The 20941-nt window shown below is 69.6% G+C and carries 18 protein-coding genes and 1 pseudogene; 16 read left to right on the top strand and 3 right to left on the bottom strand.

Annotated features, from left to right (window positions below; translation table 11 throughout):
- Positions 1-177: 177 nt before the first annotated feature.
- Genes hldE through AN478_RS12635 form a run of 3 tightly spaced genes read left to right on the top strand, consistent with a single transcriptional unit; the run spans position 178 to position 3634 of the window.
- Positions 178-1605, top strand: a complete 1428-nt coding sequence (gene hldE / locus AN478_RS12645) for a bifunctional D-glycero-beta-D-manno-heptose-7-phosphate kinase/D-glycero-beta-D-manno-heptose 1-phosphate adenylyltransferase HldE (protein ID WP_054966979.1) — start codon at positions 178-180, stop codon at positions 1603-1605.
- The gene (waaA, locus tag AN478_RS12640; RefSeq protein WP_143004022.1) at positions 1602-2903 is read left to right on the top strand and encodes a lipid IV(A) 3-deoxy-D-manno-octulosonic acid transferase; all 1302 of its coding nucleotides are present in this window, start codon (positions 1602-1604) and stop codon (positions 2901-2903) included. The genes hldE and waaA overlap by 4 nt, the downstream gene beginning before the upstream one ends.
- Positions 2904-2932: 29 nt before the next feature.
- Positions 2933-3634 (top strand): hypothetical protein, encoded by a 702-nt coding sequence (locus AN478_RS12635; protein WP_054966978.1) that lies wholly within the window; start codon positions 2933-2935, stop codon positions 3632-3634.
- A 366-nt stretch (positions 3635-4000) separates the two neighbouring features.
- Here the strand turns inward: AN478_RS12635 and AN478_RS12630 are convergent, their stop codons facing one another.
- The gene (locus tag AN478_RS12630) at positions 4001-5416 is read right to left on the bottom strand and encodes a PhoH family protein (RefSeq protein ID WP_054966977.1); all 1416 of its coding nucleotides are present in this window, start codon (positions 5414-5416) and stop codon (positions 4001-4003) included.
- 170 nt (positions 5417-5586) lie between these two features.
- Here AN478_RS12630 and dapA point away from each other — a divergent pair, with 170 nt between their 5' ends.
- From dapA to AN478_RS12585, 9 genes and pseudogenes are all read left to right on the top strand, one after another.
- Complete coding sequence (gene dapA / locus AN478_RS12625; RefSeq protein WP_054966976.1) at positions 5587-6468, top strand: 4-hydroxy-tetrahydrodipicolinate synthase; 882 nt, start codon at positions 5587-5589, stop codon at positions 6466-6468.
- Positions 6469-6487: 19 nt separating this feature from the next.
- Positions 6488-6994 carry a plastocyanin/azurin family copper-binding protein gene (locus AN478_RS12620; protein WP_143004023.1) on the top strand — a complete coding sequence of 169 codons (507 nt, stop codon included), beginning with the start codon at positions 6488-6490 and terminating at the stop codon, positions 6992-6994.
- Positions 6995-7004: 10 nt separating this feature from the next.
- On the top strand, positions 7005-7394 hold the full coding sequence (locus AN478_RS12615; RefSeq protein WP_143004024.1) for a c-type cytochrome: 390 nt from the start codon (positions 7005-7007) through the stop codon (positions 7392-7394).
- A gap of 153 nt (positions 7395-7547) precedes the next feature.
- Positions 7548-8132: a hypothetical protein gene (locus AN478_RS14005; RefSeq protein WP_054966973.1), complete on the top strand. Its 585-nt coding sequence runs from the start codon at positions 7548-7550 to the stop codon at positions 8130-8132.
- Positions 8133-8153: 21 nt separating this feature from the next.
- Complete coding sequence (locus AN478_RS12605) at positions 8154-8870, top strand: hypothetical protein (protein WP_054966972.1); 717 nt, start codon at positions 8154-8156, stop codon at positions 8868-8870.
- Between the two features lie 6 nt (positions 8871-8876).
- A complete protein-coding gene (gene purC, locus AN478_RS12600) occupies positions 8877-9587 on the top strand; it encodes a phosphoribosylaminoimidazolesuccinocarboxamide synthase (protein WP_054966971.1) in 711 nt (236 codons plus the stop codon).
- Between the two features lie 133 nt (positions 9588-9720).
- A complete protein-coding gene (gene purL / locus AN478_RS12595; RefSeq protein ID WP_054966970.1) occupies positions 9721-13635 on the top strand; it encodes a phosphoribosylformylglycinamidine synthase in 3915 nt (1304 codons plus the stop codon).
- Between the two features lie 115 nt (positions 13636-13750).
- Positions 13751-14176 (top strand): NifU family protein, encoded by a 426-nt coding sequence (locus tag AN478_RS12590; protein WP_054966969.1) that lies wholly within the window; start codon positions 13751-13753, stop codon positions 14174-14176.
- 201 nt (positions 14177-14377) lie between these two features.
- Positions 14378-15121, top strand: a pseudogene (locus AN478_RS12585) (DesA family fatty acid desaturase); the annotation flags it as partial.
- 153 nt (positions 15122-15274) lie between these two features.
- Here the strand turns inward: AN478_RS12585 and AN478_RS12580 are convergent.
- Entirely contained in the window at positions 15275-16666 is a 1392-nt protein-coding gene (locus AN478_RS12580; protein WP_054966967.1) for a ribulose-bisphosphate carboxylase, read from the bottom strand.
- Positions 16667-16983: 317 nt separating this feature from the next.
- On the opposite strand from AN478_RS12580, the gene pdhA reads away from it, so the two are divergent.
- The 3 genes from pdhA (at position 16984) to AN478_RS12565 (ending at position 19680) form a co-directional block, all read left to right on the top strand.
- The gene (gene pdhA, locus AN478_RS12575; RefSeq protein ID WP_054966966.1) at positions 16984-17961 is read left to right on the top strand and encodes a pyruvate dehydrogenase (acetyl-transferring) E1 component subunit alpha; all 978 of its coding nucleotides are present in this window, start codon (positions 16984-16986) and stop codon (positions 17959-17961) included.
- Positions 17958-18992, top strand: coding sequence for an alpha-ketoacid dehydrogenase subunit beta (locus AN478_RS12570; RefSeq protein ID WP_082433088.1), 1035 nt, complete (start codon positions 17958-17960; stop codon positions 18990-18992). The genes pdhA and AN478_RS12570 overlap by 4 nt, the downstream gene beginning before the upstream one ends.
- A gap of 115 nt (positions 18993-19107) precedes the next feature.
- Positions 19108-19680 (top strand): class I SAM-dependent methyltransferase, encoded by a 573-nt coding sequence (locus tag AN478_RS12565; RefSeq protein ID WP_054966965.1) that lies wholly within the window; start codon positions 19108-19110, stop codon positions 19678-19680.
- Between the two features lie 101 nt (positions 19681-19781).
- On the opposite strand, the gene AN478_RS12560 is transcribed toward AN478_RS12565, so the two are convergent.
- On the bottom strand, positions 19782-20201 hold the full coding sequence (locus AN478_RS12560) for a GIY-YIG nuclease family protein (RefSeq protein ID WP_054966964.1): 420 nt from the start codon (positions 20199-20201) through the stop codon (positions 19782-19784).
- 60 nt (positions 20202-20261) lie between these two features.
- Here AN478_RS12560 and AN478_RS12555 point away from each other — a divergent pair, with 60 nt between their 5' ends.
- Entirely contained in the window at positions 20262-20888 is a 627-nt protein-coding gene (locus AN478_RS12555; RefSeq protein WP_054966963.1) for a MarC family protein, read from the top strand.
- Positions 20889-20941 lie beyond the last annotated feature (53 nt).

Raw genomic sequence — 20941 nt, 5'->3', positions numbered from 1 at the left:
ATAAAGGGCAAGGAGGAAAGTAGCCGTTGGGGTTGGACCCACGATGGCTGCCGCAATTGTAGTGGGCGGAAGATACCAAACCCACCGCCGGGATCAAACGCCGTCTCCCCCGAAGTTCCCCCCGCCGGACCCAGCTGTGTTAGATTCCGCATGGAATTCCACAGGGCCGTCGCCGCCATGTCCATTCCTGATTTCTCCGCCGCCCGCCTGCTTGTCGTGGGCGACCTCATGCTTGATCGCTACTGGTCCGGGGCCACGGGGCGAATCTCCCCCGAGGCCCCGGTGCCCGTGGTTCGCGTGGATGGTGAGGAGGTCCGCGCTGGCGGTGCCGGAAACGTGGCCCTCAATGCCGCCGCCCTGGGTGGGCAGAGCACACTGCTGGGCTTCACCGGACAGGACGAGGAAGCGGATCTTTTGGGTCGGTGCCTTCAGCACGGAGGGGTGGACTGGCGCTTCCTGCGCAATCCCCGCATCAAGACCCTGGTAAAGCTGCGCATCCTGAGCCGCAACCAGCAGCTCATCCGGCTGGATTTCGAGGACGGTCTGGAAGAATGCGACTGGCCCGTCCTGCGGGAGCAGTACAACGAGCTCCTCTCTCAGGCGGAGGTGGTCGTCCTTTCGGATTACGCCAAGGGCACCCTGGCCGACCCGGCGGAGCTGATCCGGCTTGCCCGGTGCGAAGGCAAGAAGGTGCTGGTGGACCCCAAGGGGGATGACTTCCGGCGGTACCGGGGGGCAAGCGCGCTCACGCCTAACCGGGAGGAGTTCGAGGCTGTGGTGGGGCCCTGCGCGGATGAGGCGGAAGTGGTACGCAAGGCGGAGCACCTGCGCGGTGAGCTGGACCTGGAGGCCCTGCTGGTTACCCGGGGAGAGAAGGGGGTGACTCTGGTGCGGGCGGGCCAGGAAACGGTCCATTTCCCCACCCGGGCGCGGGAGGTCTACGACGTTACCGGTGCCGGGGACACGGTAATTGCCACCCTGGGGACGGCGTTGGCCGCCGGGGAAAGCTGGGAGGCCTCGGTGTCCCTGGCCAACCTGGCCGCCGGGGTGGTGGTGGGCCGGCTCGGTACGGTGGGCGTCACCCCCGCGGAGCTTCGTCGCGCCCAGTTGGCCGAGGAGCGGGGTGGAAAACGGGTCCTGGACGAGGAGGCCCTAGCCCTTTCGGTGGCCGATGCCCAGGCCCACGGCGAGCGCGTGGTGTTCACCAACGGCTGTTTCGATCTGCTTCATGCCGGGCATGTGGCCTACCTGGAGGAGGCCGCGGCCCTGGGAGACCGCCTGGTGGTGGCGGTGAACGACGACGATTCGGTTCAGCGCCTCAAGGGGGAGGGTCGCCCGGTGAACCCCCTGGACCAGCGTATGGCCGTGCTGGCCGGGCTAGCGGCGGTGGACTGGGTGGTTCCGTTCTCCGAGGACACCCCGGCCCGCTTGATCGAACGGCTCCGGCCGGATGTGCTCGCCAAGGGCGGAGATTACCGGCCCGAGGCCATCGCAGGCTACGACACCGTAACCGCCGCGGGTGGCGAGGTGGTGGTACTGCCGTATCGGGAAGGCTGCTCCAGTAGCCGGATGATGGAAGCCATCCGCCAAACCGCGTCCGAATGACCACCGGCATCCCCCAGAGCGAGCGCTACCTCCGCCTCCTGTATAGCCTACTGGCCTATCTGGCGGTGCCGGCGGTCATGGGACGGCTCCTGGTCCGGGGAGTGAAAGCCCCCGGCTATCGCCGTCGCTGGCGAGAGCGGTTCGGCTTCCCGCCCTTCGAACCGCAAACGGGCGCCATCTGGGTCCACGCGGTTTCCGTGGGCGAGGTCCAGGCTGCGGTCCCCTTGATCCGGGGGTTCCTGGAACGCTATCCCCGCCGGACGGTAGTGGTGACCACGACTACCCCCACCGGTTCGGATCGGGTGAAGGCGCTGCTCGGGGATTCGGTCTGCCACAGCTACCTGCCCTATGACCTGCCGGGTGCCGTGCGGCGCTTTCTTCAGCGGGTGGATCCGGCCCTGGCAGTGGTTATGGAGACGGAGCTGTGGCCCAACCTGTTCGCGGCTTGCCACGCCCGGGCCGTCCCGCTCATGGTAGTGAACGCCCGCCTGTCGCCCCGCTCGTTCCGCGGTTACCGCAAGCTGCGCCCTATCATCACCGGACCGCTGCACCGCGCCGCCCTCATTCTGACGCAGACCGAGGCCGATGCTGAGCGCTTCCGGGCCTTGGGGGCGCCGGTGGAGCGGGTCCGGACCGCCGGCAATCTCAAATTCGACCAGCGCCTTCCCGAGGGAGTGGTGGAAGAGGGCAGGGGGCTCCGTCAGGGGTGGGGCGAAGAACGTCCGGTTTGGGTGGCGGCCAGCACCCATGAAGGAGAGGAGGAGCAGGTGGTGAGGGCCCACCGCCAGCTGCTGACCGACTTCCCCGAGGCTCTGCTGGTACTGGTTCCTCGCCATCCCGAGCGTTTCGGAGTGGCGGCGCGGGTGGTGGAGGATGCTGGATTCCCCGTGTGCCGCCGTTCCGGCGGTTGCCAACCGTCGGAGAGCGCGATCTATCTGGCCGATACCATGGGTGAGCTTCCCTGTCTGTTCGCTGCGGCGGATGTGGCCTTCGTGGGGGGCAGCTTGGTGCCAACGGGGGGGCACAATCTGTTGGAGCCGGCAGCCTTGGGACTTCCGGTGGTGACCGGGCCCCACCTGTTCAATTTTCACGAGATCTCCGCCTTGCTGCTGGAGCAGGGCGGCGCGCTGCAGGTGCATTCGGGGGCCGAGCTCGGTGAGACGGTGTCTCACCTGTTCGGTGATCCTGCCCGGCGGGAGCCCATGGGTCGGAAGGCCCGGGAAGCAGTGGTGGCCAACCGGGGCGCCCGGGAACGCATTCTGGAGAGCGCGGACCGGTGGTTGGCGAACGGTTCCTGATCCCTTCGATGTCATGGAGCGCTTGGAAAATGTGGCAAAAACGGCGGTGGGTGACGGTGGTGGCGGGCCTAGCGATCCTCGGCTTGAGCGGCTGCGGGGTCAAGCACACCGTGGGCGACACCACGATCCACGATCCGGAGGCCGGCCAGGAGCAGGAGGCCCAGGCCGATTCAAACGGGACGGTCCCGGGGGACGCCGCAGAAACCGGGGCCGGGGCCGAGGGCCCCACCGAGCCCACCGAACCAGCCCCCGAGACCGGCCAGTTCCTGGAGGCCAAGGGCACCAGCTACGGCGGGGAGGACTGGGTTGCGGAGATCCGCGGCGAGGGCGAGGGCCTGTGGCTCGCCAGTCCCTTCGATGCGGACACCACCTACGCCATGGTGCGCGCGGCCACGTTCCTCCAGGGGCTGCGCCTGACTGAGGAGGATCTCGACCGGCGCCGTTTCACCACCTCTCTGGCCTACAAGGCCTGGCATGGGGAGGACGAGGGGGGCTTCGCGCTGACCATGAAGATCCTCACCAAGGGCTTCGGCAAGGACGCCCGCTACCGCTTCCGGGTGGCGGTGGACCCCCTGGAGGACGGCGGCAGCCGCGTGGCGGTGGATCAGTACCGCGAGGTGATGGAGGAGGAGCCCCACCAGGACGTGGGCGACTGGGCGAAGGCCGACGAGGCGGATCCGGAGATCACCCGCGACTACTTGGAGGGCCTGCGACGGGGGCTGGGCGACTAGCTTCAGCCGCGGGCGCGGCCCGTAGCCGCCCCTGCGGCAGCTTCCCGGCCGGGCAGGGCGCCTGTGGGAGCGGCCATTGGAGGCCGCGACGCGGTTTCCGGCCTCGGGCGGTCGCGGCTGATAGCCGCTCCCACACCGGAAATCTTCCACGGCCGAGTCTGGTCCCTGTGGGAGCGGCCAGTGGCCGCGACAAGCCGTTTTCCCACGAAGCCGGACAGGCGATCGCCCCGCCGGCCGCCCCCTATTTTCGCCCGCTAAAGCGGGCTCCTACCTGAGACCCCCTGGGTGGCTGGCTCTGACTGGAGCGGCCCGTTCGGTTGCCGTAGGAGCCCACTTCAGTGGGCGAATCCGGACCGGAACCGTTCGCTAAAGCGCCTGGTTGGCGAAGTCCGCCAGCCGCGAGCGCTCGCCCTGGATCAGGGTGATGTGACCGGCGTGCTCCCACTCCTTGAAGCTGTCCACCACGTAGGTGAGCCCCGAGTTGGCCTCGGTGAGGTAGGGGGTGTCGATCTGGTTGATGTTGCCCAGGCACACCATCTTGGTGCCGGGGCCGGCGCGGGTGATCAGGGTCTTCATCTGCTTGGGCGACAGGTTCTGCGCCTCGTCCACGATGATCAGGCGGTTGAGGAAGGTACGCCCGCGCATGAAGTTCAGCGACTTGATGCGGATGCGGTGGCGCAGCAGGTCCTGGCTCACCTGGGCGGCCCAGGTGCTTTCCCCGCCGTTGCCGCCCTTGCCCCCCTTGCCGCCCCCGTTGCCGGATCCGGTGAGCAGCTCCAGGTTGTCCTCCACCGCGCCCATCCAGGGCGCCATCTTCTCTTCCTCGGTCCCCGGCAGGAAGCCGATGTCCTCGCCCACCGGCACGGTGGCGCGGGTGACGATGGCCTCTGCGAAGCGCCGCTCCTCGATGACCTGGTGCAGGGTGGCCGCCAGCGTCAGCAGGGTCTTGCCCGTGCCCGCCAGCCCTAGCAGGGTGACGAAGTCCACCTCCGGGTCCATGAGCAGGTTCAGGGCGTAGTTCTGCTCCTGGTTGAGGGCGTTTATCCCCCACACGGCGTTGTTGGGGTTGGTGTAGTCCCGGATCGGCTCGATGAAGTAGGTGGAGGGGTCCAGCCGGCGCCGCACCCGGTAGGACAGGCCCTCGTCCTCGCCGTGGCCCTCGGAGTAGATGAACTCGTTGGGCCACCAGTCCCGCTCCACCTCCCCCAGGCGATAGAGGGTCCGGCCCTCCTCCGCCTCATAGTCGGCGATGGTCAGGGGATGGGTCTCCCAGAAGTCGTTGGCCACCGGGTTGTGGCCGGTATAGAGGAGGTCGGGATCCTCCACCGTGTGGTCGCTGGTGTAGTCCTCCACGTGCAACCCGAAGGCGCGCCCCTTGATGCGGAGGTTGATGTCGTTGGTGACCAGCGAGACCTGCCGCTCGGGGAAACGGTGCTCCAGCCCGAGCACCACGCTGAGGATCCGGTTGTCCGCCTTGCCTTGCGCGAGGTCGTAGGGCAGGGGATGCTCGATGGCGTCCATCTGGAAGAACAGCCGGCCGTCGGTTCCGGGTATGGGGATCCCGCTGGCGAAGTCGGTCACTCCCTCGCAGAGGCCGTCGAGGTACCGGGAGACCTGGCGGACGTTGCGCGCCACCTCCGACATGCCCTTCTTCCCGGCGTCGAGCTCCTCGAGGACGACCATGGGGAGGTAGAGGTCGTGCTCCTCGAAGCGGAAGAGGCAGCTGGGGTCGTGCATGAGCACGTTGGTGTCGAGTACGAACAGGCGTTTGGCTTCGGCCATCGACTCCTGCCTTGTTGCCGAAAGGAAGTAGGTTAGACCGGGTGCGCCGCCGAAAGCTCCGCCCCGTCCGGGCGCGTGCCCAGGTTGCCCGAAAGTGCCTCTGACGGCTAGTATGAGCCGATCCGTTCGCGGGTCGGACCCGAAACAGGCGTACAGCCGAGAGGACGAACATGTTCCACGGAAGCATTGTGGCCCTGGCGACCCCCATGCTGGAAGACGGGGCGGTGGATTGGGACGCCCTGGCCGACCTGGTGGATTTCCATCTGGAGCAGGGGACCGATGCCATCGTGGCGGTGGGCACCAGCGGCGAGTCGGCGACCCTGGACCACGACGAGCACCGCCAGGTCATCCGCTTCGTGGTGGACCAGGTCCACAACCGGATCCCGGTGATCGCCGGAACCGGCTCCAACTCCACCCGCGAGACCCTGGAGCTGACCCGTCACGCCCGGGAGGTGGGGGCGGACGCGGCCCTGCTGGTGGCGCCCTACTACAACAAGCCCACCCAGGAAGGCCTGTACCAGCACTTCCGCCGGGTGGCGGACGAGGTACACCTCCCGCAGATCCTCTACAATGTCCCCGGCCGTACCGGTTGCCAGATCGCCGTGGAGACGGTGGAGCGGCTCTCCCACCTCTCCACGGTGGTGGCCATCAAGGACGCCACCGGGGACATCGCCCGCGCCCAGGACCTGGTGCGCGGCTGCGGCGAGCGCATGGACGTGCTGTCCGGGGAGGACGGCATCGCCCTGCCCATCATGCTGGCGGGCGGCAAGGGGGTGATCTCGGTCACCGCCAACGTGGCCCCCGCCCGCATGGCGGAGATGTGCCACGCCGCCCTCGCCGGGGAGCTGGCCCGCGCCCGGTCCCTGGACGACGATCTGGCCCCGCTGCACCATGCCCTGTTCCTGGAGGCCAACCCCATTCCCGTGAAATGGGCCCTCCACGAGATGGGCCGCATGGGGCCGGGCATCCGACTGCCGTTGACGCCTTTGTCCGAGGTGCATCGTATCGAGGTCCGCCAGGCTCTGGAGAAGCTCGGCCTGGTGGGCGCCTGAGGGGGCACCGCAACGTACCGTGAGCTGGGAGGGAGAGGTCATGAAGGTACCTGGGAAAGGGAAGGTCGCCGTGCTTGGCGCGCTGATGCTGGGCGCCGGTTCCGCTTGGGGCGAGGTTCATGAGGTGGAGGTGCGCAACCAGGGCAGCGACGGGCAGCGCATGGTGTTCGAACCGGCCCTCGTGGAGGCCGCTCCCGGTGATACGGTGCGGTTCGTGTTCGAGGATATGGGCCATAACGCCGCCGCCTACCACCCCGACAACCGGGGCAAGCCCAGCCTGGTCCCCGAAGGGGCCGCCGCCTGGGACAGCGGCTTCAAGAAGCCCGGCGACGCCTTTGAGGTGACCCTGGATACCGAGGGGGCGCACCACTACTTCTGCCTGCCCCACGAGGGCATGGCCATGGTGGGCCTGATCGCCGTGGGGGACGCCGGCCAGGGCCCCGGCCTGGACGCCGTGGAGGACTCCGGCATCCCGGACGCGGCCAAGGCGAAGCTGCGCAAGCTCCATGAAGAGCTGGACGGGTAGGGAGGCGACGTTGCAAGCCCGCCCGAAGCCTTCCTTGCTGGCCGCCATCCTGGGACTCGCCTCCCTGGCCGGGGCGGCCGTCCCGGCGATGGCGGCGGGGGACGACGCCGAGAACGGCGGGGAGGAGTCCTTCCTGCCTCCCGAGGTGCAGGTGTGCATGGGCTGCCACACCATCGACCGGGACGACCGCCAGGGCGCCGGCAGCGCGCCCTCCCTGTGGGGGGTGGTGGGTCGGGAGCCCGCGGTGGATGGGGTGCGGGTGAGCCGCTGGGACGAGGAGTCCCTGCAGCGCTGGTTGGCCAATCCCCGCGCCATGGCCCCGGACACCACCAGTCGGTTCCCCGGCTACGCCGATCCCGCCGCCCGGGAGCGCGTCATCGAGTTCCTCAAGGGGCTGTAGCCCGGCGCGGGCGTTGCCGCATTTTTTACCGGCGTGCTAGAGTCTTGTACGCGCCGGTTATTTCCGTCGGCCCGGGGCTCGCGCCTCGGGCCGCCTTCATTTGAAAGGGTGGCCGTCTCCATGAAGTCGACCCCTAGTGGCTGTACCCCTGTGTTGAACCGCACCCTCCTCCGGGCCGGTCCCCTGCTGGCCCTGGCCGCGGTGGTCCTGGCCGGCTGCGGGCCCAATCGGGGCCCGGAGTACGGCGCGGAACCGGTGGAGCGGGAGGCCCTCGCCATTCCGCCCGACCTCGCGGCCGAACCCCTGGCCGCCCAGGACCCCTTTCCGAACCTGCCCGACGCCAGCCAGTTCCGCCCCGGTCCACGCGCCGCGGAAGCCGACGGCGAGTGGGCCGCGAAGCTGGACGGCAACACCCTGAGCGCCCCGGTCCCCGGGGGCTGGGCGCTGGGCGCCTTCCGGGCGGCCCTCGTGCTGCAGGGAGCGGGTATCGACGAGGAACGGCGGGGCATGCTCCGGACGGAATGGCTGGGCGAGGAGGCCCTCTCCGCCCTGGGGGTGCCGGTGGTGGAGGACGGGCCCGTGCGCTTCACGGTCAAGGCTCGGGGGCTTGCGGGTGGCGGCACCCGCCTCCTCGTGCAGGGGGCCGTCCGCAGCGGCAGCGACGCGGATTCGGCGTCGGAGGAATCCGTGCAGGGCCTCCTGGAGGCCGTGCGTCCCGCCTTCGGCAAGCGCCGCTGACACCCAAAGGGGGAAGAAGCCATGATCGGCAAGATTGTGCTGGCCCTGCTGGTGCTGCTGGTGTTCTGGTCCCTGTCCCGGTCCATGCCCATGGTCCTGGGCGGCTGGGTCGGGCGGCTGGCCAGCAAGACGGCTACCCAGCTGGACGACCACCTTGTGGAGGAGCTGGACGACGCCACCGGGCGGGTGGTTCTGGCCCTCGGCCTGTGGCTGGCGTGGGCGATCCTCGGCCTGGAGGGGGCTTTCTCGGATCTGGTCGGTGTCGTCCTGCTGCTGGGCGTGATCTTCACCGCCGCGGTGCTGGCCTTCGAGGCCGCCTGCGCCGTCTTCGAGTTCTTCGTCGATCCCCACGAGGAACAGGGCCGGGAGATGATCCGCGTGTTCGAGGAGCGCTTCCAGCGGGCGGTGGGGACCTTCGTCGCCCTCGCCGGCTTGGCCTTCGGCCTGGCGGTGGTGGGGGTGGACCCCTTCCTGGTGGGGGCCGTGTTCCTGACCTTCGGCCTGGTGGGGACCCTGGCCCTGCAGCCGGCCCTGCAGGAGTTCAACGCCGGCCTGGACCTGATTCGTAGCGCGGGATGGCGCCCGGGCATGCAGGTGGTCATCGGGGAGTATTCGGGCAAGCTGGCGAGCGTCTCCCCGGCGGCCATCGTCCTGGAGACCCATGAAGGACGCGCCTACGTGTCCAACACCCGGGCCGTGGGAGCCGCCCTGGTGCAGGGTGCCGAGGGAGAGGGGTAGAACCCGATGGAGAAGGGCGATCTGCTGTACGAGGGCAAGGGCAAGCGGGTCTACCGTACGGAGGACCCCGAGGCCCTGATCCTGGAGTTCAAGGACACCGCCACCGCCTTCGACGGCAAGAAGCGCGAGGAGCTGGACGAGAAGGGCCGCATCAACAACCGCATCAACGCCTTCCTCATGGACGAGCTGGCCGCGGCGGGCATCCCCGTCCACCACCGGCGGGTGGTCTCAGACACGGAGAGCGAGGTGAAGGCGCTCGATATGCTCCCCGTGGAGGCGGTGGTGCGCAACGTGGTGGCCGGTAGCCTGGCCCGCCGCCTGGGCCTGGAGGAGGGCACCGAGCTGGACCGCCCGGTGTTCGAGTTCTTCTACAAGAGCGACGAGCTCGGCGACCCCATGATCAACCAGTTCCACATCCTCGCCTTCGGCTGGGCCAGCCGCGAGGAGGTGGACCGCATGATCGAGCTGTCCTTCCGCGTCAACGACGTGCTGGTGCCCCTGTTCGAGGCCGGCGGTATGCGCCTGGTGGACTACAAGCTGGAGTTCGGCCGCTTCCGCGGCGGCCTGGTGGTGGGCGACGAGCTCACCCCGGACGGCTGCCGCCTGTGGGACCTCTCCACCGGCGAGAAACTGGACAAGGACCGCTTCCGCCGCGACCTGGGCGACGTCCTGGAGGGTTACCGCGAGATCGGCCGCCGCCTGGGGGTGGACCTGTAGATCCGGCTATCGCCCGCTGAAGCGGGCTCCTACGGTGGCCTTCCTGGTCCGCTGCCACCCGATTACCCCATTCCGCCCCTCCCCGGCCCCCCGCCGGGGCGCTCGCGTTCCCCATAGAAGGATTTCCGTGACCATGGAGCTTTTCCCCGGAGCCGCCGCCTATTCCCCGTTCCGCCGCGCCCGCCTGCTGGAGCAGATCCGGGCGGAAGTCCCCGCCGTCCGCGATCTGGGCACCGCCTTTGTCCATTTCGTGGAGCCCGAGGGCGAGCTGACGGCGGAGGATCGCCAGGCCCTGCAGCGCCTCCTGGACTACGGCGAGGAGCCCGGTAGCGAGCGGGCCCTGTCCAACCCGGACTTCGTGGTGGCCCCGCGCCCCGGCACGGTCTCGGCCTGGTCCTCCCGGGCCACGGAGATCGCCCGGCGCTGCGGCCTGGAGCGGGTGGTTCGGCTGGAGCGCGGCGTGGCCGTGGCCCTGGTCCCCGAGGAGGGCGCGGAGCTGTCCGAGGCCGACCACGAGGCGGTCGCCGGCCTTCTGCACGACCGCATGACCGAGACCGTGCTGCCGGGCCTGGAGGCCGCCGACGCCCTGTTCTTTCACGCCGCGCCCGGGCCGCTCGGCGAGGTGGACGTCCTGGGCCGCGGGCGGGCCGCGCTGGAGGAGGCGGACAGCGAGCTGGGCCTGGCCCTGTCCGCCGACGAGATGGACTACCTGGTGGACGGCTTCACCGACCTGGGCCGCAACCCCACGGACGTGGAGGTGATGATGTTCGCCCAGGCCAACAGCGAGCACTGCCGCCACAAGATCTTCAACGCCGACTGGGTGGTGGACGGCGAGGAGCAGGCCGACTCCCTGTTCGCCATGATCCGCCGCACCCACGACAACAACCCGCGCCGCACCCTGTCCGCCTACAAGGACAACGGGGCGGTGATCGAGGGCGCCTGGACGGGGCGGTTCTTCGTCCACCCGCAGGAGGGCCGCTACGGCTACCACCTGGACGAGGCCCTGCCCATCGTCATGAAGGTGGAGACCCACAACCACCCCACCGCCATCGCGCCCTTCCCCGGCGCGGCCACCGGCTCCGGCGGCGAGATCCGCGACGAGGCGGCCACCGGCCGCGGCGCCAAGCCCAAGGCGGGCCTCACCGGCTTCACCACCTCCAACCTGCGCATCCCCGGCGCCGAGCGTCCCTGGGAGCGCGACGACGGCAAGCCGGTGCGTTTCGCCTCGGCCCTGGACATCATGCTGGAGGGTCCCATCGGCGCGGCCCGCTTCAACAACGAGTACGGCCGCCCGGGTATTGCCGGCTACTTCCGCACCTTCCAGGAGGAGGTGGCCGGCCCCGAGGGCCGGGAGCTGCGCGGCTACCACAAGCCGCTCATGCTCGCCGGCGGCATGGGCAACGTGCGCCGGCGCCACGCCATCAAGGCCAACAAGGCCTACGTGAAGCCCGGCACGCCGGTGGTGGTGCTGGGCGGCCCGGCCCTGCGCATCGGCCTCGGTGGCGGCGCCGCCTCCAGCCAGACCGGCGGCACCGCCGACGCCGAGCTGGACTACGCCTCCGTGCAGCGCGCCAACCCGGAGATGCAGCGCCGCGCCCAGGAGGTGATCGACGCCTGCTGGGGCCTCGGCGAGGAGAACCCCATCCTATCCGTGCACGACGTGGGCGCCGGCGGGCTCTCCAACGCCCTGCCGGAGCTGGTGGACGACGCCGAGCGCGGCGGCCGTTTCGACCTGGCGAAGATCCCGCGCCTGGACACCAGCCTGTCGCCCGCCGAGCTGTGGTCCAACGAGGCCCAGGAGCGCTACGTCATCGCCGTCTACCCGCATTTCCTGGAGCGCTTCCGGGAGCTGTGCGAACGGGAGCGCTGCCCCTATGCGGTGGTGGGAGAGGCCACGGAGGAGACCCACCTGCACGTGGCCGACTCGGAGACGGGGCAGGTGGCGGTGGACATGGACCTGGAGCTGCTGCTCGGCAAGCCGCCCAAGAAGACCATGGACGCCGCCCGCTACCGGCGCCCGGGCGACGGCTTCGACCCCGCCGGGCTCGACGTGGCCGAGGCGGCCCAGCGGGTCCTGCGGTTCCCGGCGGTGGCCGACAAGACCTTCCTCATCACCATCGGCGACCGCACCATCACCGGGCAGGTGGCCCGCGACCAGATGGTGGGCCCCTGGCAGGTTCCGGTGGCCGACGTGGGCGTAACCACCGCCGGCTTCGACACCTACCGCGGCGAGGCCATGGCCATGGGCGAGCGGGCCCCGGTGGCCCTGCTCGACGCCCCGGCCAGCGGGCGCATGGCGGTGGGGGAGGCGCTTACCAACATCGCCGCCGCCCGCATCGGCCGGCTCGAGGAGGTGAAGCTGTCCGCCAACTGGATGGCCGCCTCCGGCCACCCCGGCGAGGACGCCGCTCTGTTCGACACGGTCCGGGCGGTCTCCGATTTCTGCACCGCGCTGGATATCGCCATCCCGGTGGGCAAGGACTCGCTGTCCATGAAGGCGGTGTGGGCCGACGCCGAGGGGCGCAAGGAGATGACCTCCCCGGTGTCCCTGGTGGTCTCCGCCTTCGCCCCGGTGCGCGATGCCCGCGCGACCTTGACCCCGCAGCTGCGCCTTGATGCCGGCGACACCGAGCTGCTGCTGGTGGACCTGGGAGGAGGCCGCAACCGCCTGGGCGGCTCCGTGCTGGCCCAGGTGCACAACCGCATGGGCGACGCGGCCCCCGACGTGGACGACCCGCAAACCCTGGCCGCCTTCTTCGCCGCCGTGCAGCGCCTGGCGAGCGAAGGGCGGCTGCTTGCCTACCACGACCGCGCCGACGGCGGCCTGCTGGCCACGGTGGCGGAGATGACCTTCGCCGCCCGCTGCGGGGCGGAGATCGACGTTGTGGGCCCCGCGGCCGAGGGCGACCCGGCGGCCGCCCTGTTCTCCGAGGAGCTGGGGGCGGTCCTCCAGGTGCCGGCGGACCGGCGCGAGGAGGCGCTGGCCGTTCTGGCGGAGGCCGGGCTGGGTGACTGGAGCCATGTCCTCGGCCGTCCCCGCGACGACGACCGCCTGGTGGTCACCGCCGGCGGCGCGACCCTGCTGGACGCCGATCGGGTGGACCTGCACCGCGCCTGGTCGGAGACCAGCCACCGCATGCAGGCCCTGCGTGACGACCCCGACTGCGCCCGCGAGGAGTACGACCGCCTGCTGGACCGCGAGGACCCCGGCCTGCACGCGGCGCTCACCTTCGACCCCGCCGAGGACGTGGCCGCGCCCTACGTGAACGCCGGGGCGGCGCCGCGGGTGGCTGTGCTGCGCGAGCAGGGCGTCAACGGCCAGGTGGAGATGGCGGCGGCCTTCCACCGCGCCGGCTTCGAGGCGGTGGACGTGCACATGAGCGACCTGGAGGCGGGGCGCGCCGACCTGGGGGACTTCCAGGCCCTGGCGGCCTGCGGCGGCTTCTCCTACGGCGACGTGCTGGGCGCCGGCGGCGGCTGGGCCAAGTCCATCCTCGCCACCCCCGTCCTGCGCGACCAGTTCGCCGCCTTCTTCGCCCGCGAGGACACCCTGGTGCTGGGGGTGTGCAACGGCTGCCAGATGATGAGCCAGCTCACCGAGCTGATCCCGGGCGCCGACCACTGGCCGGCCTTCCGCGGCAACCGCTCCGAGCAGTTCGAGGCGCGCCTGGTGATGGCGGAGGTGCCCGAGAGCCCCTCGCTACTGTTCCGGGGCATGGAGGGCTCGCGGCTGCCCATCGCCGTCGCCCACGGCGAGGGCCGCCCGGCCTTCGCCGAAGACGGGTTGGAAGCCGCCCGCGAGGCCGGCACCGTGGCCCTGCGCTACGTGGACAACCGGGGCGAGCCGGCGACCGAGTACCCGGCAAACCCCAATGGCACACCGGACGGCGTGGCCGGCATGACCACGCCGGACGGCCGCTTCACCATCCTCATGCCCCACCCGGAGCGGCTGTTCCGCACCGTCCAGTATTCCTGGCACCCGGCGGACTGGCCCGAGGACGGTCCCTGGCTGCGCCTGTTCCGCAACGCCCGCCGCTGGCTGGGGTGAGTCATCGGGCCGCGCCCGTTGTCTAACGGCATTCGCCCGGCGGGCCCCGGCTCGGTGTCGAAAACCTTTACTTGCCCCCTTTCAAACCGGTGAGGCACCTTCAAGGGAGAGGGACATGGCCATTCCCACGCGCACCAAGGAGATCGAGCTCCTGCAGCTGGTGGCGGAGCTGGAGCGCTTCTACACCGAGGAGGAGCTCGACGAGATCGAGGAGACCGATCCGGATCGGGCCTACGAGCTGGCGCGGGCCCAGGCCCTGGCGGAGCAGTACGGCCTGGAGCCCGGCCAGCAGCCGGCCACCGATGAGGATCTGACCATCGACCACGAGCGGGTGAAGGCCGCCCTCGAGGAGGCCGCCCAACTGCTGCGCGGTGACGGCGGCGACCTGGAGCTGGTGGACATCGACGGCTCGCGGGTGCGTGTCCGCATGCTCGGGGCCTGCTCCGGCTGTCCGAGCTCCACCATGGACCTCAAGACCATCGTGGAGCGTAAGGTGAAGCAGCGTGTCCCCGGCATCAGCGAGGTGGTGAACACCATCTGATGGAAATGGGTTTTCCTCCTTGTCACGCTGGGTATAATTGTCGATCAGGTCCAGCTGTACAGCGACCTGGGGTGGGGATACACCTGTCCGCGCCCCTGTAAGGGGTTATCCCAAAGGGAATAACCCGGGCCGCATCCCGTCCCAGCCGGAGGGACGGATAGGTTTTTTTGAAGTTTTGTGCCTAATCGGGAAAGGACGGGCATGTTTCCACATCTGCTTGATCTGCCTTGGTGGGGATACGTTCTCTTCACTCTGGTAGTGACCCAAATCACCATCGCTTGCGTGACCCTCTACCTCCATCGGGCCATGTCCCACGGATCGGTCACCCTGCATCCGATAATAAGCCACTTCATGCGTTTCTGGCTCTGGCTCACCACGGGCATGAACACCCGGGAGTGGGTGGCCATCCACCGCAAGCACCACGCCTACGCGGACCGCGAGGGCGATCCGCACAGCCCGAAGTTCGAGGGCATCTGGAACATGCTCTTCCTGGGGGCCGTGCTGTACCACCGGGAGGCCAAGAACCAGCAGACCATCGAGAAGTACGGCAAGGGCTGCCCCGAGGACTGGATCCAGCACAACCTCTACGACCGGTTCCGCAACCTCGGCGTGCTGCTCATGCTCGCCACCGATGTGGCTCTGTTCGGTCTGGGCATCGGCGTGGCGATCTGGGCCGTGCAGATGGCCTGGATCCCCTTCTGGGCGGCCGGCGTCATCAACGGGGTGGGGCATTTCCTCGGCTACGCGAACTACAAGGTCAAGGACAACAGCCGCAACATCATCCCCTGGGGCTTCTTCATCGGCGGTGAGGAGCTGCACAACAACCACCATGGCTACCTCACCAGCGCCAAGTTCTCCGCCCGCAAATGGGAGTTCGACATCGGCTGGCTGTACCTGCGGGTGCTGTCGGCGCTGGGCCTTGCCGAGATCAAGGTGGTGGCCCCGCCCTACGACACCTCCAAGGGCTAGGCCCGCCCTCGCACGGTAATCCAGCCCGCCCGGTCCGCCGGGCGGGCTTTTTGTGTCCTGGCGGCAGTAGTAGGCACAAAAAAAGCAGGCCCCGCATGGGGCCTGCTTTTTTGTTGCGGGCCGGGCCGGTCAGGAGGCCTGGCCGATCCCCAGCTTCTCCCGCCAGCCGGGGAACAGCTGGTCGGCGTCGTGGGGGAAGGACTCGAAGGCCCGGGCGAATTCCGGATTGTCCTTGGCGAACTCCACCGGGTCGGCGCCCTCGTGCCAGCACATGTAGCCCTGCCACAGGGACTTGGCGCCGGCGGCCGGACCGTCGATGTGGCCGTAGGAGCCGCCGCCCGCGGTCATGATGACGTTGGCGTGGCCCAGGTTGTCGAAGAAGCCCGGGGCGCGTAGGGCGTTCATGCCGCCGGAGATGATGGGCGTGGTGGCCTGGACGCCGTACCAGTTCTGCTTGAAGTAGGGGCCCTCGGCCTCGTCCCGCTCCAGCATGTAGGCGATGGCCTTGTCGGCGGCGTCGCCTTCCATCTTGCCGAAGCCCATGGTGCCGGTGTGGATGCCCGAGGCGCCCTGCAGGCGGGACATCTTGGACAGCACGAAGGCGGTGTAGCCGCGCTGGGTCTGCGGCGAGGTCACGGCGCCGTGGCCGGCGCGGTGGAAGTGCAGGAACTGGTTGGGGAAGCGCCGGCGGGCCGTGGTGATGGCCGTGGGGCCGGCCACGTAGCCGTCCACCAGGAAGGCCACGTGGTGGGCGAACTCGCCGAACTGCTCAAGGATGTACTCGCCGCGGGCGATCATCTCGAAGGGATCGTCGGCGGTGATGTTGGCGGAGAACAGCTTGGCCTGGCCGGTCTTGTCCTGGGCCCGCTTCATGGCGTCCACCACCGCGGGGATGGTCTCGCGCATGGGGGCGAAGGTCTGGTTGCCCTGGGGCTCGTCGTTCTTGATGAAGTCCCCGCCGAGCCAGAAGTCGTAGGCGGCGTCGGCGAAGGGCTGGGCGCGCAGGCCGAGCTTGGGCTTGATGATGGTGCCCACCACGAAACCGCCGTTGTAGGGGTCGCGGCCGAGGGCCCGCCACAGGTCGGAGATGTTGGCGGCGGGGCCGTCGAAAAGCTGCAGGTAGGCCGGCGGCACGTAGAAGTCGTACATCTTGGCGTACTCGACGTCGCCCATGCCCTGGTTGTTGCCGATGGTCAGGGTCAGGAAGGACGCCAGCATGGCCCGGCCGTCGGTGATGTTGCGGTCGAACAGCGCCACGGGGTAGGCGATCTTCATCAGCTCGCTGGCCTCGTCCACCTCGTAGACCAGGGCATCCACCTGCCGGGTGTGGTCGTCGGTGGTGGACACCTCCACGTTGGTTCCGGTGGAGGATTCGGCGGCGAAGTGGGCCGCGGTGGCGAGGAAGTCGTGACCGGCCTTGGGCTTCATGTGGTAGGCGGCCAGGACGTGCTGCCCGCCGGCAATGAGGTCCTCTTCGCGGAGACTGAGGTCCGCGTAGCGATTGGTCTGGTCGAGTGCCACGGATGGTTCTCCTTATCGGGCCAAACGAATGAAAAAACCGCCCGGAGGCGGGTAAGTACGCTTCATGAAATACGGGAAGGGCGGGCTGGCGCGGGCCAACCCTCGAGAAAAAAAGCCTAACCAGTATAGGGGAAGGCGCTTTATATCATTTGCTTATTTTATTGAGCAAATTTGTCAAATTTATGATTGATCGCGACGCTCAAGAATCCCCGGTTTCCCCGGGAGGCACCGGATTGTGCCCCAGGCCCCGGGGCGGGATGCTTGGGTCGGGGGGACGTCCTCGTTCCCTGACAGTCCGGCACAATCCGGGGGAGGCCATGCGCCGCGATCTGGCCCGTCAGTTCCTGTACGACATGTTGCTCGCCCGCCGCTTCGAGCTGCGGGCCGCCGAGGAGTACGCCCAGGGCAACATCGCCGGCTTCCTGCACCTCTACCCCGGCGAGGAAGCGGTGGCCGTGGGCTCACTGCGGGCCGCCGACCCGGGCGACTACGTGGTGAGCACCTACCGGGAGCACGTGCACGCCCTGGTGCGGGGGACGCCGCTCGGGTCGGTGATGGCCGAGCTGTTCGGCCGAACCGGCGGCTGCTCGGGCGGCTACGGGGGCTCCATGCACCTGTTCGACGTCGAGCGCCGGTTCCTCGGCGGCTACGCCATCGTCGGCGAGACCTTCCCCGTGGCGGCGGGCGTCGGCTACTGGCTGGCCATGAACGGCGAGCCCGACGTGGTGCTGTGCTATTTCGGCGACGGCGCCGTGAATCAGGGCACTTTCCACGAGACCCTGAATATGGTGGCCCTGTGGGATCTGCCGGTGGTCTTCCTGTGCGAGAACAACCATTACCAGATCGGCACGGAGGTCCACCGGCATTCCGCCGTGTCGCACGTCCACCGCCGCACGGGCGGCTACGGCATCGAGGCCCACTGGGTGGACGGCATGGACGTTCGGGCGGTCCACGAGGCCACCCGGGACGCCCTTCGCCACGTGCGGGAAGGCAACGGTCCGGTGCTGCTGGAATGCGAGACCTACCGCTACCGGGGCCATTCCATGGCGGATCCCGCCGCCTACCGCTCCGCCCTGGAGGTAAACGAGCTGCGCGCCCGCGATCCGCTACTGACCTTTCGGGAATGGGCGGAGGGCGAGGGCTGGGTGTCCGCCACGGAGAGCGCGGAACTGGACCAGGCGGCGGAGCGGGCCGTAGAGGAGGCCGTGGCCTTCGCCGCGGAGAGCCCCCCGCCTCGCGACCTCCACGCGGGGGTCCACGTCCGCCCCCTCGACCTCTACGGGGGCCGCCCATGAGCCAATGGAAGAAGGGCAACGACCAGGCCGGTCTGCTGGCTCCCGCACGGCCCGCCGAACGGCTCCAGGTGTGGGAGGCGCTGAACATCGCCCACGACCGGGTCCTCGCCGAGGACGACGCGGTGTTTGTCATGGGCGAGGACGTGGGCCTGTTCGGCGGCAGCTACCGGGTCACCCAGGGGCTGTACGCCAAGTATGGCGCCTGGCGGGTGCGCGACACCCCCATCTCCGAGAACTCCTTCACCGGCCTGGGAGTGGGCGCCGCGCTGGTGGGCGGGCGGCCCGTCATCGAGCTCATGACGGTGAACTTCGCCCTCCTGGCCATGGACGCCATCATCAACATGGCCGCCAAGATGCGCTACATGTCCGGCGGCGCGCTGCGGGTGCCGCTGGTGGTGCGCACGCCGGGCGGGGTGGCCCGGCAGCTGGCCGCCCAGCACTCCCAGCGGCTGGAGCACCTCTTCATGAACGTGCCCGGGCTGCGGGTGGCGACGCCGGCCACGCCGCAGGACGCCTACTGGCAGCTTCGCCAGGCGGTGCGCGACGACGATCCCATCCTCCTCCTGGAGCACGAGCTGCTCTATTTCCGGGAGGGGGCCTTCGACCCGGAGGCCGAGGCCCCGCCCATGCACGCGGCCCGGGTCCGGCGGGAGGGCGGCCACTTCACCCTGATCGCCTACAGCCGCATGGTGGAGGTGGCCCTGGAGGCCGCCGAGGAGCTGGCCGCCGAGGGCATCGAGGCGGAGGTCATCGACCTGCGCAGTCTGCGGCCCATCGACCTGGTAACCCTGCAGGACTCGGTGACCAAGACCCACCGCGCCCTGGTGGTGGAGGAGGACTGCCGCTTCGGCGGGGCGGGCGCGGAGATCGCCGCGGCCCTCAACGAGCGGAGCTTCTTCGAGCTGGAGGCGCCAGTGGCCCGCGTGGCGGGGGCGGATGTCCCCACCCCCTACAACGGCGCCCTGGAGGCCGCCTCCATCCCCCGGCCGGGGGACGTGGCGGAGGCGGTGCGTGAGTGGATGGTAGGCTGAAGCTGTCAGCGCTTGGTCGCGGAAATGCAACGATTTTCCACGACCGGACACGAGTTGTCCCGGCGGGTTCGAGCCGGTAGGCTCACCGGGAAGAGGGCCAAGGGGCGAGGGCGCCATGCAGGAGCCGGACTGGGACAAGCGCTACCGGGAACGGTCGGTGGGGGACAGCGACCCCGTGGCGGTTCTCGAGGACAACCGCCACCTCCTTCCGGCCGGGGGCATGGCCCTGGACCTGGCCTGCGGCCTGGGGGCCAACGCCGTGCTCCTCGCCGAGCAGGGCCTGAAGACCTTCGCCTGGGACCGTTCGTCGGTGGCCGTGGAGAAGCTGGCGGCCTGGAGCCGGGAGAACCTCTTGCCCATCACCGCCGAGGTGCGCGACGTGGTGGTTTGGCCGCCGGAGCCCGGGCGCTTCGACGTGATCGTGGTGGGCCACTTCCTGGAGCGGCAGCTGGCGGGGGCCCTTCGGGACGCCCTCAACCCCGGCGGCCTGCTGTTCTACCAGACCTTCACCCAAACCCGGGTCAGCGACCGCGGCCCGCGCACCGAGCGCTTCCGCCTTGCGGACAACGAGCTCCTGCACCTGTTCGCCGATCTCCAGGTGCTGGTGTACCGCGAGGAAGGGCGGGTGGGGGATACGGCGCGGGGCGTTCGCGACGAGGCCCAGCTGGTGGCCCGCAAGCCCGAATGAGTGCCGCCGAGGCAGCTGGTGTCCAGGTAGGAGCCCGCTTTAGCGGGCGATTGCTCGAGCCGGCTTGGCTGCCGAATCGGGTCGCCCGCTAAAGCGGGCCCCTACACCGGCTTTTCGGCCCTGGAAGGTGGCTCCGGCACCAGGCCCTGGAGCGGGGCCTCCGTCCCCAAGTAGCGGAGATGGCTGCCGCAGCCCGCGCGGCAGTCGGAGGCCCCCAGCCCCGGGCACACCACCCGTCCGCCCACGGCGGCGTTAAGGCGGCACTCCGGCTCGGCGGACAGGCCGATGTAGCGGATTTCCGCCCCCGGTGCGGCGAGGAAGTAGTCGATGTGCCAGCGCAGGCGCTTGGACGCGGCGTCCCGGCAGTGGCGCCGCAGCCGGGCGTTGCGATGGCGCCGGGCGCTGCCCGTGTAGACGTACCAGCCCACGGGGAAGGCGCACCGGCCCAGCCGGCCCACCTCCACCTCCGCCGCCTCGGCCAGCCGGATCCAGAGCTGGTAAGTGGTGCAGGAGGGGCTCATGCGGCCCCCTTCGGCCCGCCTTTCGGGGGGCAATCGGGAAAGAAAGGCGCTGGCGGCACCGTGACCCTCGACGTCCTGCTCAATTCCTTCGTGGTCCTGTTCGTGGTGGTGGACCCCATCGGCAACGCCCCCATCTTCGCTGGGCTGACCCGCGGGTTGAGCGGCGCGGAGCGGCGGGTCCTGGCGGTGAAGGCCATCGTGCTGTCGGCCGCCATCCTGCTGGTCTTCTTCCTGGGGGGCAACGGGCTCCTGTCCGCCCTCGGCATCGGCGTGCCCGCCTTCCGCATCGCCGGGGGGATCCTCCTGTTCCTGGTGGCCATCGACATGGTGTTCGCTCGCCAGTCGGGCCTGCGCGGTGCCACCGCCAGCGAGCAGGAGGAGGCCCAGGAGCGCGAGGACATCTCCGTGTTCCCGCTCGCCTTCCCGCTCATCGCCGGCCCCGGGGCCATCACCACCGTCCTGCTCATGGCCTCGGAGGGGGGCGCCTGGACGGGGCAGCTGGTGCGGTTGGGGATCATCTTCGCCGTGCTGCTGCTCACGCTCACCAGCCTGCTGCTCACGGCGCGCATCATGCAGGTGCTCGGCGAGACCGGGACCAACGTCATCGACCGCCTGCTGGGGCTGGTCCTGGCGGCCATCGCGGTGCAGTTCGTGGTGGACGGTATCGGCGGGGCCTTCGGGGTGTAGGGAGGGCGGGGCGACGCTCCGTACCGTGGGGATGTAGAATCGTCCGTCCCGAA

The sequence above is a fragment of the Thiohalorhabdus denitrificans genome (assembly GCF_001399755.1).
In the GTDB taxonomy this organism is placed as follows: domain Bacteria; phylum Pseudomonadota; class Gammaproteobacteria; order Thiohalorhabdales; family Thiohalorhabdaceae; genus Thiohalorhabdus; species Thiohalorhabdus denitrificans.
Note: the sequence above shows the minus strand (reverse complement) of the source record. Positions and strands in the feature narration are given on the sequence as shown.